The sequence below is a fragment of the Sorangium sp. So ce385 genome, assembly GCF_051474135.1.
Lineage (GTDB): Bacteria > Myxococcota_A > Polyangia > Polyangiales > Polyangiaceae > Sorangium > Sorangium cellulosum_D.
In genome coordinates, this window is record NZ_CP150337.1 from 7999340 (window position 1) to 8014756 (window position 15417).

General features: G+C 71.8%; 13 protein-coding genes. 5 read left to right on the forward strand and 8 right to left on the reverse strand.

All coding sequences use genetic code 11. From position 1 onward, the window contains the following. The first annotated feature begins 1 nt into the window (after position 1). The 4 genes from WME83_RS29135 (at position 2) to WME83_RS29150 (ending at position 3940) form a co-directional block, all read left to right on the forward strand. The gene (locus WME83_RS29135; RefSeq protein WP_437312966.1) at positions 2-859 is read left to right on the forward strand and encodes a class I SAM-dependent methyltransferase; all 858 of its coding nucleotides are present in this window, start codon (positions 2-4) and stop codon (positions 857-859) included. A gap of 21 nt (positions 860-880) precedes the next feature. Beyond that, positions 881-1093, forward strand: a complete 213-nt coding sequence (locus WME83_RS29140; protein WP_437312967.1) for a hypothetical protein — start codon at positions 881-883, stop codon at positions 1091-1093. Then, positions 1090-2106, forward strand: a complete 1017-nt coding sequence (gene gap / locus WME83_RS29145) for a type I glyceraldehyde-3-phosphate dehydrogenase (RefSeq protein ID WP_437312968.1) — start codon at positions 1090-1092, stop codon at positions 2104-2106. Before WME83_RS29140 ends, gap begins: the two co-directional genes overlap by 4 nt. Positions 2107-2404: 298 nt before the next feature. Then, the gene (locus tag WME83_RS29150; protein WP_437312969.1) at positions 2405-3940 is read left to right on the forward strand and encodes a cellulose binding domain-containing protein; all 1536 of its coding nucleotides are present in this window, start codon (positions 2405-2407) and stop codon (positions 3938-3940) included. A gap of 60 nt (positions 3941-4000) precedes the next feature. Here WME83_RS29150 and WME83_RS29155 read toward each other — a convergent pair whose 3' ends face one another. The 6 genes from WME83_RS29155 to WME83_RS29180 all read right to left on the reverse strand — a co-directional run bounded on the left by WME83_RS29155 (position 4001) and on the right by WME83_RS29180 (position 11095). After that, positions 4001-4984, reverse strand: a complete 984-nt coding sequence (locus tag WME83_RS29155) for an HTTM domain-containing protein (RefSeq protein WP_437312970.1) — start codon at positions 4982-4984, stop codon at positions 4001-4003. Next, a complete protein-coding gene (locus WME83_RS29160) occupies positions 4981-5532 on the reverse strand; it encodes a hypothetical protein (RefSeq protein ID WP_437312971.1) in 552 nt (183 codons plus the stop codon). The genes WME83_RS29155 and WME83_RS29160 overlap by 4 nt, the downstream gene beginning before the upstream one ends. A 103-nt stretch (positions 5533-5635) precedes the next feature. Next, positions 5636-6121, reverse strand: coding sequence for a hypothetical protein (locus WME83_RS29165; RefSeq protein WP_437312972.1), 486 nt, complete (start codon positions 6119-6121; stop codon positions 5636-5638). 260 nt (positions 6122-6381) lie between these two features. Continuing rightward, positions 6382-7596 carry a serine hydrolase domain-containing protein gene (locus tag WME83_RS29170; RefSeq protein ID WP_437312973.1) on the reverse strand — a complete coding sequence of 405 codons (1215 nt, stop codon included), beginning with the start codon at positions 7594-7596 and terminating at the stop codon, positions 6382-6384. Positions 7597-7924: 328 nt separating this feature from the next. Beyond that, positions 7925-9550, reverse strand: a complete 1626-nt coding sequence (locus WME83_RS29175; protein ID WP_437312974.1) for a hypothetical protein — start codon at positions 9548-9550, stop codon at positions 7925-7927. A 147-nt stretch (positions 9551-9697) separates the two neighbouring features. Next, positions 9698-11095, reverse strand: a complete 1398-nt coding sequence (locus WME83_RS29180; RefSeq protein WP_437312975.1) for a hypothetical protein — start codon at positions 11093-11095, stop codon at positions 9698-9700. 52 nt (positions 11096-11147) lie between these two features. On the opposite strand from WME83_RS29180, the gene WME83_RS29185 reads away from it, so the two are divergent. Then, positions 11148-12545 carry an amidase gene (locus tag WME83_RS29185; protein WP_437312976.1) on the forward strand — a complete coding sequence of 466 codons (1398 nt, stop codon included), beginning with the start codon at positions 11148-11150 and terminating at the stop codon, positions 12543-12545. On the opposite strand, the gene WME83_RS29190 is transcribed toward WME83_RS29185, so the two are convergent. Beyond that, the gene (locus WME83_RS29190) at positions 12534-13982 is read right to left on the reverse strand and encodes a B12-binding domain-containing radical SAM protein (protein ID WP_437312977.1); all 1449 of its coding nucleotides are present in this window, start codon (positions 13980-13982) and stop codon (positions 12534-12536) included. The two genes, WME83_RS29185 and WME83_RS29190, sit on opposite strands and share 12 nt — an antisense overlap. 254 nt (positions 13983-14236) lie before the next feature. Next, positions 14237-15283 (reverse strand): glycosyl hydrolase 53 family protein, encoded by a 1047-nt coding sequence (locus WME83_RS29195; protein WP_437312978.1) that lies wholly within the window; start codon positions 15281-15283, stop codon positions 14237-14239. Positions 15284-15417 lie beyond the last annotated feature (134 nt).

A 15417-nucleotide genomic window follows, 5' to 3' on the forward strand; every position in this document is an offset into this window, starting at 1 on the left:
CATGCCTGAGAGGCCGATGACGGGAGCAGATGCAACGGCGGTGCGCGTGGCCCTGTGGCGAGCCATGCACGTCCAGATCGACGCGCCGCCGCACGTCCTCGAAGACGACGTTGGCCTGAAGCTGGCCGACCCGGACGACGGCTGGCGCCAGCGTCCGGACATGAACCCAGGAGCCACGAGCCGCTTCCGGGCCTCCATCGTGGCCCGCGCTCGCTTCATCGAGGACCTCGTCGTGGAGCAGGCGGGCCGCGGCGTCGGCCAGTACGTCATCCTCGGCGCCGGTCTCGACACGTTCGCCCAGCGCCGGCCGGAGATCGCCTCTCGCCTCCGGGTCTTCGAGGTCGACCGGCCTGGCCCTCAGGCCTGGAAGCGGCGGCGCCTCATCGAGCTCGGCTTCGGCGTCCCGGACTGGCTGCGGCTCGTGCCGGTCGACTTCGAGGCGGGCCCCTCCCTCTGGGAGCAGCTGGCGAGCGCCGGCTTCGACGCGTCCCAGCCGGCGATCGTGGCGTCCGCGGGCGTCAGCATGTACCTCACCAGGGACGCGAACCTCGCCTCGCTGCGCCAGGTCGCGGGGCTCGCCTCGGGCTCCACGCTGGCCCTGACGTTCATGCTGCCCCTCGAGCTCGTCGAGCCCGAGGTGCGCCCCGCCACCGAGTGGGCGCACAGGGGAGCGCGAGCGGCCGGCACGCCCTTCCTCAGCTTCTTCACGCCGCCCGAGATCCTGGCGCTCGCGCGCGACGCCGGCTTCAAGGACGCGCAGCACGTATCGGCGGAGAGCCTCGCCCAGCGCTACTTCGCCGGGAGGGCCGACGGCCTCCGGCCGGTGAACGGCGAAGAGCTGCTCGTCGCGACGGCGTAGCCCCGCCGACGCGGTCAGCCCATGCGCCGGCGCGTCGCGGACGCGCGCGGGCGCTTCGCGGCGCGGGTGGTCTCCGCGCTGGACGAGCGCGATCTTGATGACTTCGATCGCATTACCTACAAGCTGTTCGCGGCGTTCGGCGCCCCTCGCGCCGCGGACGAGGCGGCGCGCAGCGACGAGCCGCGCCCCGGGCGGCCCTCCCGCCCCCAACCACGAAGGAAGACTCGCCAATGAGCAAGAGGATCGCGATCAACGGCTTCGGGCGCATCGGGCGCTGCATCGTGCGCGCCCTGTCGCAGCGCGGCGTCTCGGACATCGAGCTCGTGGCGCTCAACGACATGGCGAGCCCCGAAACGCTGGCTCACCTCTACAACTACGACACGGTGCACGGCCGCGCCGAGCGGCCCGCCGTCGCCGCCGATGGGCGCTTGCTGATCGACGAGCGCCCCGTCCGCGTGCTCGCCGAGAAGGATCCGGCCAAGCTCCCGTGGCGCGAGCTCGGCGTGGACATCGTGCTCGAGTGCACCGGTGTGTTCACCGATCGCGACAAGGCGGCCGCGCACCTCGCGGCCGGCGCGCGCAAGGTGATCATCGGCGCCCCGGCCAAGGGCCACGACGCGACGATCGTGCTCGGCGTCAACACCGAGGAATACGACGGCTCGGCGCACACCATCCTGTCGTGCGGCTCCTGCACCACCAACTGCCTCGCCCCCGTGGCCAAGGTGCTGCTCGACGCCTTCGGCCTCGAGCGCGGGCTGATGACGACCACGCACGCTTACACCAACGATCAGGTCCTGCTGGACGTGCCGCACCGCAAGGGCGACCTGCGGCGCGCCCGCGCGGCCGCGCAGAACATCGTGCCCACCTCGTCCGGCGCCGCCAAGGCGCTCAGCGAGTGCCTGCCGGCGCTCGCCGGCAGGTTCGACGGGCTGTCGATGCGGGTGCCCACGATGGACGTCTCCGTCGTCGATCTCACGTTCGAGAGCACCCGGCCGCTCACGAAGGACGCGATCCATGCGGCCATGAAGCGCGCCAGCGAGGGGCCGCTGCGCGGCATCCTCGGCTACACCGAAGAGCCGCTCGTCTCCAGCGACTACCTGGGCGATCCTCGCTCGTCGATCTTCGACGCGACGCTGACGCAGGTGATGGGGGATCGCTTCGCGAAGGTGTTCGCCTGGTACGACAACGAGTGGGGCTTCTCCAACCGGATGGTGGAGCTCGCCCAGCTCGTGGCGGCGAAGCTCTGAAGAGCGCCTGCGTGTCGCTCGAGATGCCGGCGCCCTGACGAGACGAGCCGCAGGCGATCGCCGCTGCCGGCGACACCGCGTCACGCTCACACCCAGCGACGATCGCAGCCTCGGTGCGCGTCCTGGATACATGGATATCTCCAACCATCGCAGATCGTGATCAAAGACCCGTTTCCCGGGCATACTGCCCTATGCGCGGGGCTGCCCGCCCCGCGCGTGAAACGCTGACATAAGATTCTTATTTGATCATCTTTGCCGATTACCTTGCGGCTCACCTGGCCGCTCCAAGGAGAAATTTATGCGTCTTACCAGCTTGCTGGGCTACGGTTCGGTCTCGATCGCCTGCTTTCTTTTCGCTTGTGTCGGGGACCCGTACGGCGAGGGCGACGAGATGGAATCGCTGGAGGGCGATCTCAGCAGCGCGGACTCAGTGCTAGAGGCGGACCTCGCGCTCCAGTCGCAGTGGTCGACGGGGTACTGCGCGAACGTGACCGTCAAGAACACGACCAACAACACGACCCGGACGACCACCACCGCCTGGGGCATGACCGTCGCGCTCAACGGCTCCACGGTGAGCAACGCGTGGGGCGCGCGCACGACGCCGTCGGGCGGGCAGCTCGTCGCCACGAACGAGACCTACAACGGCACGCTGGGCCCGGGAGCGACGACGAGCTGGGGCTTCTGCGCGAACGGCACCGGCAGGCCGTCGCTCGTGTCCGTCACCGGCAGCGGGAACGGCGGCTCGACCTCGGCGAGCTCCAGCAGCAGCAGTAGCAGCAGCGCTTCGAGCAGCAGCTCCTCGGCCAGCTCCGGCGCGGGCGGCGCAGGGGGCGGCGGCGCGGGCGGCGCAGGGGGCTCCGGCGGCGCAGGGGGCAGCGGCGGCGCAGGGGGCGGCGGCGGCGCGGGCGGCGGCGGGAGCTCGGGGCTCCCGGTCCCGCCTGGCGGCGGCGTGCCGAGGCCGACCGGCTCGCCCGGGAACCTCGTCGTGCTCAACTGGGCGGGCTTCCAGGGCGCCGTCTCGTACACCTTCGACGACTCGAACTCGAGCCAGATCCAGAACTACGACCAGCTGAACGCGCTCGACGTGCCGTTCACCTTCTATCTCCAGACCGGCAAGAGCGAATCGAACAACCCGGTGTGGCAGCGGGCGGTGGCGGACGGGCACGAGCTCGGCAACCACACGAAGAGCCACTCGAGCAACGACAGCGGCGCCGACACGGACGCGGCCACGCAGTTCATCGAGAGCAAGTTCGGCGTCAAGGTGTGGACGATGGCGGCCCCGAACGGCTCGTCGGTGTACGGGAACATCGCTCGGTCGCGCTTCCTCATCAACCGCGGCGTGGCCAACGCGCTGATCGGCCCGAACGACTCGACCGATCCGTTCAATCTGCCCTGCTACATCCCCCCGACCGGAGCCTCCACGCAGATGTTCGACGATCAGGTCACGAGCGCGCGGTCCGCCAACAAGTGGCGCACCGTCCTCGTGCACGGCTTCACCGGCGGCAGCGACGGCGCCTATCAGCCCGTCCAGCTCCGGGCCTTCCTCGATCACGTCCAGCACACCAAGGCGCTCGGCGACGTGTGGATCGACAGCGTGGTCAACGTCGGCGCCTACTGGCGCGGCCAGAAGATGCTCTCCTCGGTCACGCCCACGACGTCGGGCAGCGACAGGACGTGGCGGTGGACGCTGCCGGCCCACTTCCCGCCGGGCAAGTACCTGCGCGTCAAGGTGAGCGGCGGGACGCTCAAGCAGGGGGGCCGCACGCTCCAGTGGAACGATCACGGCTATTACGAGATCGCGCTCGACGAGGGCTCGCTCACCCTGTCGCCGTAGCGAGGGAAGAGCGACCGCACGCTGGCCGCGCGCGACGGCGACGGAGCGCGGCCAGCGCGCTCATCCGCCTGCCGCGCGCGGCAGATCCGGCAGCGGCGCCGCGCGCGACGGCGACGGGGCGCGGGGGTCCGCCGGCACGCCGAAGGCGGCGAGGGTGAAGACCGGCATGATCGCGCCGAACACGCCGAGCCCCATGAACGCCGCGATCCCGAGGTGCAGGAGGGCCGTGGCCACGATGACGGCGCGCCGGGTGAGCCGCGGCCAGATGAGGAATGCGTACCCGATCTCCACGCCGAGCACCGCCCACCCCGCGGCCTGCGCGATCCACGGGTGCCAGGCCAACCAGGAGAAATCGAGCTGGCGGTACTCCGGGAGCATGACCGAGCGCCAGATCGCCTCGCCGTTCCACCACGACGCGCCCGACGCCTTTTCCAGCCCGCTGGCCAGGTACGCGATGCAGAGGTGCACTTGGACGACGCGCAGCCCGAGCCGCGCGCCCGGCGTCGGCTCGGCGGCCGCGCGGCTCGGCCCGCGCATCCATCGATCGACGGACAGCGCCGCGCCCGACGGGATCCACACGAGATAGAAGAGAAAGATGTTGGCGAAGAGATCCGCGCCGTACACGGTGGCGTCCGCCGTCACCATGAGCAACCTGTGGGTGATCCACGCGAGCAGGGCAGAGGTCCTGGTCCGGAACCCGCAGAGCAGCGCGGCGAGGGAGAGCGCGTACACGGCGCCGACGCCTGCGAGGAGCGAGGTCTCGCCGATCCCGAGCGGGCCGAGCCGCCCGGCCAGCCAGCCGATCCCCGGCAGCTCGATCTGGGCGAAGGCCTCCCGCAGCGGGCCCTGGAGGATGCCTGCTGGACCGTAGAGCTCGAAGAGCGCGGGCGCGACGAGCGCCGCCTGGACGAGGAGCACGGCCGCGAGGCCGATGCGGAGCGCCGCGAGGGGCTCCGCGGACGCAGGGGCGAGCGCAAAGCGCTCGACGCGCGAGGCGACGCGGGAGAGCCACGCTCTCAAGGAGATCCCGATCGGCGCGATCACGGCGCACCGCCGCTTCTCGGCCGGGCGGCCGTCCCCCTGGACTGCTGGACGAGCTTCGCCTCATAGAGGAGGTTCCACGCGGGCCGGCGGCCCTCGCGGTACTCCTGCATCGAGGGCAGATCGCAGATCTCCAGCCGGACGACCACGCTCTTGGCCCCCGGGTGCCTCGCGAACATCTTGCCTGCCCACGAGGCGACGAGCGACCGCCGCAGCGCCTCGTCCTCCGCCTGCAAGAACAGCGAGAGGATGCTCCGGACGCGGAGATCCGCCTCGTGGTTGGCCCCCGACTCCAGCACCTCGGCGTGGGCCGCGCCGCTCGCGTCCGTGACCTGGAACCTGCCCCAGGGCAGCGCGCTGACCGCGGGAGCGAAGAAGTTGTAGCCGCTGTCGGCGCCGGAGAGCGCGCCATGATAGGCGATCACCCCGCCGAGCCACCCCGCCCTCTCCGGACCGACGTGGAGCGCCCCGAGGACGACGCAGCCGAGGTGCGCTGCGGCGGCGGCCACGATCAGGGCGGTGCGCCCGCGACTTCGTGCTCTTCCAGCCATGGGATCCCTTCCGACGCCGCGCGCCAGCAGGCCCTGTGCAGCCGCGCGGCACCGAGGCGCTGAGGCAGCGCCTCGGTGCCTCGGCCCTGCGAGCAGCGCGCCATCAGCGATCGTCGGGGAGGCTCACCGCAGGCGTGGGAACATCCACTCCCGGAGCCGCCTCAGCCCCCGAGGAGAGCGAACGCCACGGCCGGTGCCACCCGTACGGCCGGAAACCCGGGCGGTAACCGTACGGCCGGAAGCCGTGGCCGTACGGACGATAGCCATAAACGCCATACGGCCGGAAGTCTCCGCCGTACGGACGATAGCCATAAACCCCATACGGCCGGAAGCCTCCGCCGTACGGACGATAGCCATAAACGCCATACGGCCGGAAGCCTCCGCCGTACGGACGGTAGCCGTAAACGCCGTACGGACGGTAGCTGTACGGGGCTATGATCCGAGAGTCGTCGAGATCCGGGCTCGCCGTCTCCTCGACGATCACGAGATCCTGGATCGGTGTCGTGGTCTCCGCTGCAGCGAGTTGCGTCGTGCCGAGGGCGACGCCGGACAGGGCCAGCGCACCGAGCGCTTTCACCAGCTTCATCATGGACTCCTTTGCAATGCGAGCGTCTTGATGGGCATCCCCCATCCAGGCTGCGTCCAGGATGATGCAAGCGTGAGGCCCGTTCGCGGCGTATCGCCGGCGCTCCGCGCCGCCGCGTCGACTCCCGACAACGCCGCCTCCGCGCAGAGCGCCCCGACCGACGGAGGCTCGAGTGTGCAAGCGGCGGTCAGCGCCCGACGCTCGCGGCTCCGGCGTGCACGATCGCGGGTGTCGGGCGCGCGGCGACCGCGCCCCCGCGCGGCTCAGGGCAGGATCAGGACATCCGACAGATCATCGACGATCCTGGCGGCGTCGCCGACCTCGAGGTTGACGAGCACGGTGATGGAAGCGTCGCTGTCGATCGCGTAATAGGACGAGGACGTGAAGCCCCAGATACCGCCGTCATGCCCGACCTGGGCGCCGAGCCGGGATTCCCGGCGGGAGAGCCCGAGCCCGTATCCGGTGACCTCGCCCAGCCGCGCGTCCACCCAGGTGGTCATCTCCGCGAGCTCGGCTGGGCCGAGCAGCTCGCCGCCGAGCACCTTGCGGTAGAAGCGCGTGAGGTCATCGGTCGTCGAGACCAGGGCGCCCGCCGCGCCGGCCGCCGACGGATCCGCCGCGGAGGTCGTGTCGACGAGCTTCCCCCGGTCGACGCCGTAGCCGTGCACGAGGCCCGGCAGGGCCGCCTCGGCGCCGTCGAGGTAGGTGTGCGCGAGCCCCGCCGGCTCCAGGATCCGGGCGCGGAGCAGCTCGCCGACGGGCTCTCCCGACGCGGCTTCGAGGATCAAACCAGCGATGATGTAGTTCGTATTGGAGTAAGCGAAGCCCTCCCCGGGCTCGAAATACGGCGGCTGCGACGCGGCGATCTCGATGAGCTCCCGGGGCGCCCACGCGCGCTCCGGCTCGGAGAGGGCCGCCGACCAGAACGCGTCGCTCTGCGTGAAATCGTAGAGCCCGCTGGTGTGGTTCAGGACCTGCCGGACGGAGATCTGGTCGCCGCCGGGGACGCCCTCCACGTGCTCGGAGACGGCATCGTCGAGCGACAGGCGTCCTTCGGCGCGCAGCATCAGCGCCAGCGTGGCCATGAAGGTCTTGGTGATGCTCCCTACCCGGAAGAGATCATCGGGTCGCAGGGGGACCTCCGCCTCGGCGTCGGCCACCCCGGCGGCGCCGCGCCAGCTGCACGCCCCGAGGCTCACGGCGGCGGCCGCGCCGGGGAGCCGCTGGTCCTCCACGGCCGCCTCGAGCGCGGCCTGGAGCTCGGCCGAGAGCGCGTCGCAATCGACGCTCGCCCCGCCGCCCGCGCCCCCGGCGCCGGCGGTCCCTGCGTCACCGCTCTCGATTCCACCGCTCCCGCCGCCCTCACCGTTCGCGTTGGCCTCTGCCGGCAGCGGCGCGGGCGAGGAGCTGCCGCACCCGGCGAGCAGAACGACCCCAGCGCAGGCGAACAAAGCGGTCCGCCGAAGAACACGGCTCATCGATCCGATCTCCACGATTCCTAATGAAGCTCACTGCTGCGCTCCGCCGCGCCGCGCCCGAGAGCGCCTCAGGGCGGCCCTGCGGAGGGCGCGCATCAAGGCGCAGGTGGTCCGAGCGTGTCAACCCGCGCGAGCAGTAACGGTGCTCTCCCCGACACGATCACAGCAATGCCAAGAGCGAGCAGCTTCGCCGCGGTAGGCCACGCCACTTCAGGGCGCAGGTCAGGAGCTGCCGGGGACGACGCCGGGGATGCGGTGACGGGGAGAGCGAGGCGCCCGCGCGGAGAGGCGCAGGCGCTTCGCTCCGGCGCGGGAGAGGCGCGGGAGATCAGTGCGTCGTCGCGCCGCCGAGCGTGGGGACCGGCTCGTCGCCCTCCGTCGCGAACCCGGCCGCTGCCGCCGCCGGGGAGCACGTGTTCCCGTCGGCGTGCGCCGCGAGGAACGCCTTGAGGATGCCGTCGCGGTGCGGGAGGAACGAATGGGTGAGCGCCTGCGAGAGCGCCCCGTCCTCCCTGACGTGGACGAACCGGAACTCCTGCTGATCCACGGGCCGCTCGGGCTCCTTCCTGGGCCACGTCACGCCGTTGCCGAGCGAGGCGCCGTCGCTCAGCTGATGGCACCCGGCGCACGACTGGGTCGTGGCGCGCGCGGCCACGTCCACGGGCGAGAAGAGGGTGTCCTTCCCGAGGCGCGCGAGCTCGGCCTCGAGGCGGTCGAGCAGCTCGAGGTTCGGCGGGAAGTTCACCGGCGGATCCAGCTGGATCGCGTAATCGTTGTCGCTCCTGACGATGCTCTCGCCCGCGTTGTAGAGGTCCTGCGTCGAGCCCTTGAGCTGGATGTCGTTGATGTCGGCGCTGAGGGTCGTGAGCTTGTCCACCGACTCCATGAAGTCGTCCATGAACGACGCCCTGCGGGGGTCGCTCGGGTCGAAGTTCACGCCGAACAGCTCGGCGAAGGGGTTCTCCTTCACCGGGACCGGCTTGACGTAGAGCCGCGGCTCGCCGCTCGGCCCGTCGAAGGCCTTCGCGAGCTTGAACTCGTGGAGCTGCCACTCCTGGCCTGCCTGGACCTGATTGGGCGCGCCGGCGTTGCCCATGAACTGGTTGGTGCGGATCTGGCCCGTGCCGCGCCGGCCCGCGGGGCCGTGGACCGCGTCGGCGAAGTTGTCCGGGTGGATCACCGGACCGAAGCCGGCGTCGAGCAGGCCGACGGTGAAGAACCGCTCGATCTCCTGGGCGCGCTGGGCGGCGTCCAGGCTCGGGAGGCGCGCCCAGAACTCGGCGACCGGGAGGCATGCGGCGACGCCGCATTCGGGGTGGGGATTCTGGAGCTGGGCCTCGAAGATGATCAGGTTGCGGTCGGCCTGGCCGGCCGACTTCTTGCCATAGACGATCCGGTACTCGCCGCAGTGCGCGCCGTCTTGCGGCGCGAGATCGAAGCGGTTCACGACCGCGAGCGGCTCCATGAAGTCCGGCGAGCTCGGGTCGAACGGCTCGCTCGAGGCGAGGCGCCCCTCCCTCCGGGGGCACGCGATCCGGTAGCCGTTGAGCGTGTGGAAACCTTCGCTGTCGGTGTGCTCGTCGCAATGGATGGCATCGGGGAACTGAGCCCCCGTGGAATGATTGTAGAAGTCCCACCAGCGCCTGTAGAGATCGAGGGCGGTCTGTCGATCCCCGGTCCCCGCCTTCGTGATGAGCTGATCGAGGACGAGCTGGAGCGGGAGCCGGGCCATGGCGAGCGGGTCTGTGGCCTTCGTGAGGATCAGCGAGCGCTGCGCGTCGATGTCCAGCGGGGCCGACAGCGCCTGCGCGCCCTCCGCGGCGAGCTCCTCGGCGTCGACGCCGGCGAGCTCGCCGGGCGCGCTCGCGTCGCCGCACGCGGCCAGAGAGGCGGACGCCGCGAGGCACATGATGGCCGCGGCAAAGGGGGATCTGGGTAGATGACGAAGAGGCATGACGGCTCCTGCGCAGGACGGTCGCGCCGGCGGCGTCGACGCGACGCGGCCCCTCCAGCGATCTGCCTGCTGCTCGGTGGATGTCGGCGTGACGGGAGGTCCTTCGTCAGAACCGCGCGAACCACCGTTGGTTTCCTGCTGCGCTGGCTACGGCGCTGCGGCCCATTCGGACAGCCCACGGCGGACGCGCTCGAGATAACCGCTCTCGCGCACGACCTCCTGGTATCCAGGCACCGCGCCGACCCACGCCCGCATGCGCACGTTCGGCGTATCGGTGAGGTACATCGTCGGGAGCCCCAGGAGCGCGGGGCCATCCATGCCCGCGGTCGTGACGCCGAGCTGGCCGACGAGGCCGTGCGTCCGCTTCAGGTGCTCGAAGAACTGCAGCTGCGCCCGGCGCATGTCGAGCTGCCGGAAGGTGGGGTCCTTCCAGAAGAGGGTCATGTCGACCGCGCCCTCGGGGACCTGTCCGTCGCGAAGGGCGTCGCCGGTCAACACGGGCACGAGCCCCGCGCGTCGAACGAGGTCCGTCAGCTCCAGGAGCTCGGCGAGCGTCGTGTTTCGGTGCGGGTGGTGGGCACACTCGCGGATCCAGAGCAGCACCTTCTTCCGGCACGGCGCTCCGGCCCGCGCGTCCGCGAGCCTGCGATCGACCCAGCCGGCCACCGGCTCCGGGATCGGCGCGTCCCCGAGGAACGCCGCGCGGAGCCTCCGCTGGGCGGAGGACGGATCGGCTTCGAAGGCGCGCGCGACGATCTCCGTCGTCTGCTTCATCGCGCGCGGGCGCGAGCGGTACGCCTGCAGGTGCTCGCTCAGGCCCGCATCGCGGAGAAACGCCTCGGCTTGCGGCGTTCCGGCCCTGCCTGGCTCGATCTGAACGGCCGCGCCCGCGAGGACGGCGGCCGCGGCGACGTGCCACCCCTCGCCGAACGAGAAGCCGTTGTCCGTGTGGAACGTGTACGCGTGGTTTCGCTCCTCGACGATCGTGCGCGCCGCGCGGGCGGCGACCTCGGCCCTGTGCGCCGCCGCGCGCGCCGCGCGGGCGGCTTTCGAGCGCGGCGAGCCGGCTTCGAGCTCCGCGGCGCAGGCCGCGGCCGCGCGGGCCGAGGCCTCTGCGCCGGCCACGATCGCCTCCACGCGCCGCCAGCCCTCGTCGCACGCCTCGCGCGTCGGCGCGCGCTGCGCGCTGAGCGAGAGCTGGCCCGCGCCGTGGAGCGCGTCTTCGGCGCGCGCCGCGTGGGCCCTCGCCAGCGTCGAACGCGCGCCCATCCCCGTCGCGGGGCTGCGCGCTCCTCCAGCGGCGAGCTCCTGTCCCTCGAGCGCGGCGCGCTCCTGCTCGGCGGCGGCCAGCGCGCGATCCGCCTGCGCGATCGCGCGCTCCAGCAGGCCTCGGTACCGCTCGCGCTGCCCCGGCGCGTGCAGCGTGGTCGCCAGGGCGAGCGCGGCGTCGAGGCAGCCTTCGGCGTCGCGCTCGAGGTGCTGCGCGGCGAGCGCCTCGGCGACGGCCACCCCCGTGCACCCCGGCTCGGATCCCTCGGTCCTCATGACCTGCGCCTTCTATCCCAGCGGACGACATGTCCGCTATGGTGGAAACACCATGACCTCCTCGCTGGTGCAAGCGACCGCCCTCGAGCTCCTCGCCCTCTACCGCGCCCGGAGCGCCTCGCCGGTCGAGGTGATGCGGGCCGTCCTCGCGCAGGTGGAGCGCCACGGCGCGCCGCTCAACGCGTTCGTGCTGATCGACGAGGAGCGCGCCCTCGACGCCGCGCGCGCGTCGGAGGCGCGGTGGGTCCGCGGCGCGCCGGCGGGTCGGCTCGACGGGGTGCCCGTCTCGGTGAAGGACCTCTTGCTCACGGCCGGCTGGCCGACCCGGCGCGGCTCGCGCACCGTGGACGCGAGCGGCCCCTGGACCGAGGACGCGCCCGCGGTCGCGCGCCTGCGCGAGCACGGGGCGGTGCTCTTCGGGAAGACGACGACCTCGGAGTTCGGCCTGAAGGGCGCCGGCGACAGCCCGCTGACCGGGATCACCCGCAACCCGTGGGACCCCCGGCACACGCCGGGCGGCAGCAGCGCCGGGGCCGTCACCGCGGTGGCGGCGGGGTTCGGCCCGATCGCGGTGGGCACCGACGGCGGCGGCTCGATCCGCGTCCCCAGCGCGTTCTCCGGGGTGGTGGGGCTCAAGCCGACCTTCGGCCGCGTGCCGGCCCACCCGGCGAGCGTGGTGGGCGTGCCCCCGCACGTGGGGCCGATCGCGCGCAGCGTCGGCGACGCGGCGCTGCTCCTCGCGGTCCTCTCCGGTCCTGACGACCGCGACCCGTTCCGGGCCCCGCCGGCGCCCGGGGACGTGGTGGACGCGCTCGACGGCGCGCCCTTCGCCGGCGCGCTGCGGGGCGTGCGCATCGGCGTGAGCGCCACGCTCGGCGGCATCGAGCCGGCCGGCGAGACGCGGGCCCGCTTCGCCGCCGCAGCGGCGACCCTGGAGGAGCTCGGCGCCGAGGTGGAGGAGGTGGATCCCCCGCTCGCGGACGCAGGGAGCGTGCTGCGGACGCTGTTCGCCGCCCGCGCCGCGCACACCGTGCGGGAGCTCGGACCGGAGCGGCGCGCGCTGCTCGATCCCGCGGTGCGGAGCGCGGCCGCCGAGGGAGAGGCGCTCGGCGCGGTGGCGTACCTCGAGGCCGAGCGGCGCCGCGCGGAGCTGGCCCTCGTCATGGCCGCGCTCCACCGCCGCTTCGATCTGCTGGTGACGCCCACCTCGGCCGGGGCGGCTCCCCTCATCGAGGGCGGCGGCCCGCCCCCCGCGTCCTTCGCCGGCCCGTTCAGCCTGACGCGCCAGCCGGCCATCAGCGTGCCCATGGGCGTGACCGGCGCCGGCCTGCCGCTCGGGCTCCAGATCGTCGGGCGCCACTTCGAGGAGGCGCTGGTGCTGCGCGCCGCCCGCGCCTTCGAGGGCGCCGGCGTCCCGCTCCGGGCGCCGCCGCTGCGCTCACTCCGGTGAGGCGGCGGCGTCGCGTGACCCTCTCGGGGGAGCGACGGCGGCCTCCGCCCGCTTCGGGCCGAGGCGCGCGAGCCGGGCCGGGGCGTCCCCGGGCGCGGGGTGCCGGATCGTCCCTCGGGGCTCGAGCGGCGGCGCCGCCGGCTCGTTGCCGGTGACCTGCTTCAGACCGTAAAATCCGTTCATCGCCGCCGACAGCATCATCCCGCCGCGGCTCAGCGATCGCGCGCCGCGCGCGAGGCGCTCGACCACGGCAGCGGGGCTGAAGGCGCGATTCCACATCTGACGGTGGGCGGCGAGGAGCTGCTCGGGCGACATGCGCGCTGGCCGGAAGGCGACCCCGTAGCCGCTGTAATGGGGCCAGTCGCGCTCTTCGAGGATCCGCCCGTCGCGCCGGTGCTCGTCGTACAGCGGCGTGCCCCGGAACGGCGTGAGGATGCTCAGGAACGGGACGTCGACGCCGATCTCGTTCAGCCGATCGGCGGTGGAGGCGATGACCTCCGGCGTCTGATCGTCGAAGCCCGAGATGAAGCCCGCCATCACGCAGATCCCGCGATCGTGCAGCTTGCGGATGGCCTCGCGGTACTCGCGCGCGCGGTTCTGGCGCTTGTCGACGCTCTTCAGATCGGCCTCGTCGAGGCTCTCGATGCCGAGGAAGATGCCGATGCAGCCGGACCGCTCCATCGCGTCGAGGAGCTCCCGGTCCTTGACGATATCGATGGACGCCTGCGTGAGCCACCAGCGATCGAGCCCGGCGAGCTCGCGCAGGAGCTCCTTGGCCCAGCGGCGCTGGACGAGGAGGTTGTCGTCCCAGAACCAGGCGACCTTCTCCTGCCAGAAGCGGGGGAAATGCGTGGTGGCGATGTCGCGGATCACCTCGTCGACGGGGCGCACGCGGAAGCCGGGGTTGAGGTCGGGCACCGTGCAGAAGCTGCACGTGAACGGGCAGCCGCGCGTCGCCTGGAGCACGCGGGGGACGAGGAAGCGGCCTTCGAGCAGATCGTAGCGAGGGGTCGGCAGCCCGGCGAGCGAGGCCGGTTCGCCGTGATAGACGCGGCGCTGCGTGCCCCGCTCGAGGTCGCGCAGGACGGCGGGCCAGACCGTCTCTGCTTCCCCGGTGACCACCACGTCCACGTGCTGGAGCGCCTCTTCGATCCAGTACGAGACATGCGGCCCGCCGGCGACGACGCGCACGCCGAGGGCGCGGTAGCGGTCGGCGAGCGTGTAGGCGCGGCGCGCGAAGCCGGAGAAGAACGAGAGCGCGACGACGTCCGGCGCGGCGTCGACGGGGACGGGGCGCACCTGCTCGTGGAAGAGCTCGACCTCGTGCTCCGGCGGGGTGATCGCCGCGAGGTGGATCCCGGTGACCGGCGGGACGAAGTGGAAGCGGTGCCCCCTGCGATAGCGGGGGACGTAACTCACGACAATCCTCACCTTCATGGGCGCCTCCTCGGGTCGTGCGCCGCATCGGACCGGCCGCGCCATGACGACGTGAATCCGCGGGCGGACGGAGATCCGATGCGGCGCGCTGAGGATAACGGAAGGCGGCCAGTATCGCTTCCAGGAGCGGGAGGAGCTACCGTGGAGAGACGGTGGTGGACGCGTGCGCGCGTCGAGGAAGCGGGCGCCCGGAGGCCGACTCCCCCGCAGCGCCTCGATCGCGTCGCGAGGTCGCGCCGGCCGAGTCCGCCCACCTACAGGCCGAAGCTCGCCTTGATCGCGTCGAACTCCGCGAAGTCGGCGCTGTTCGCCCTGATCGTGCCGCCCTGCGACGTGAAGAGGGACGAGCCCCAGGAGCCGCTCTGCGTCGGCTCCCAGAAGAACGTCCCGAGCCCCCTGCCGTCCGGCAGATCGCGCATGATCTGATTGGCCTTCGTGCGTTCGGGGTTGTATTCCGCGATCGCGAACGACAGCTCCGGGAATGTCTCGGCCAGTTCAATGAAGGTGCTCTGCCACACCGCAGGCTCCCCCTGAAATGCCGTGTAGCAGGAGAGCCCGAGGACGTCGAACGCGACGCCTCGGGACTTTGCGCTGTTGACCCACCACGTGACGCCGTCGGCGTCCTCGGTGTTCTCGACGTGCAGCATGATCTTGATGGTGTCGTCGACCTCCTTGACCCCGGCGATGCCTGCCTTGAGCAGGGCGGCCAGGTTGTCCCAGTTCTGGTTCGACGCTCGACCGGTGAGGCCGCTCGGATTGACGACCGACTCGTTGCCCCAGCAGTCCGTGTTGGCGGACGGCACGTGGATGAGCATGCCCGGCGTGATCTCGTTGCCGATCTGCACCATGTCCGGGCGGGCGCCCGCGCCGACGAGCGCGGCGACGACCTCCTTCGTGTAGTCCTTCAAGCGGCCCGCCATCTCGTCGATCGACCGGGCGTCCCGCCAGGCCTCGGGGATGATCTGTTTGCCGGGGTCGGCCCAGGTGTCGCTGTAATGGAAGTCGAGCAGGAACCCCATGCCCGCGTCCTTGATCTGCTTGCCGAACTCGATCGTGTGGTCCTTGTCGCAATAGCTCTCTTCCTTCTCGCAAGAGCCGCCGGTCCCGAACGCGTAGCCGTAGGTCGCGCTCGGGTCCACGAACGTCCGGAGCCGGATGTAGTTGAATCCGTGGTTCTTCAGCAGCTCGAGCATCCCTTTTTCGTTGCCGTCCGTATCCACGTACGTCGCACCGTTATCGACGGCCTCCTGGACGCTGGAGATATCGGCGCCCAGGATGAAGCCGGGCTCGAACGGCGCCATTCCCCCGGCTCCGCCCGTTCCGGCGCCGCCCACGCCCACCGACGTGGACGACGTGGCAGAGGACGAGCTCGTTGCGACGGACGCCCCTCCCCCGCTCGAGCTGCCGGCCGTCGCGCTCCCGCCGCCTCCCCCCG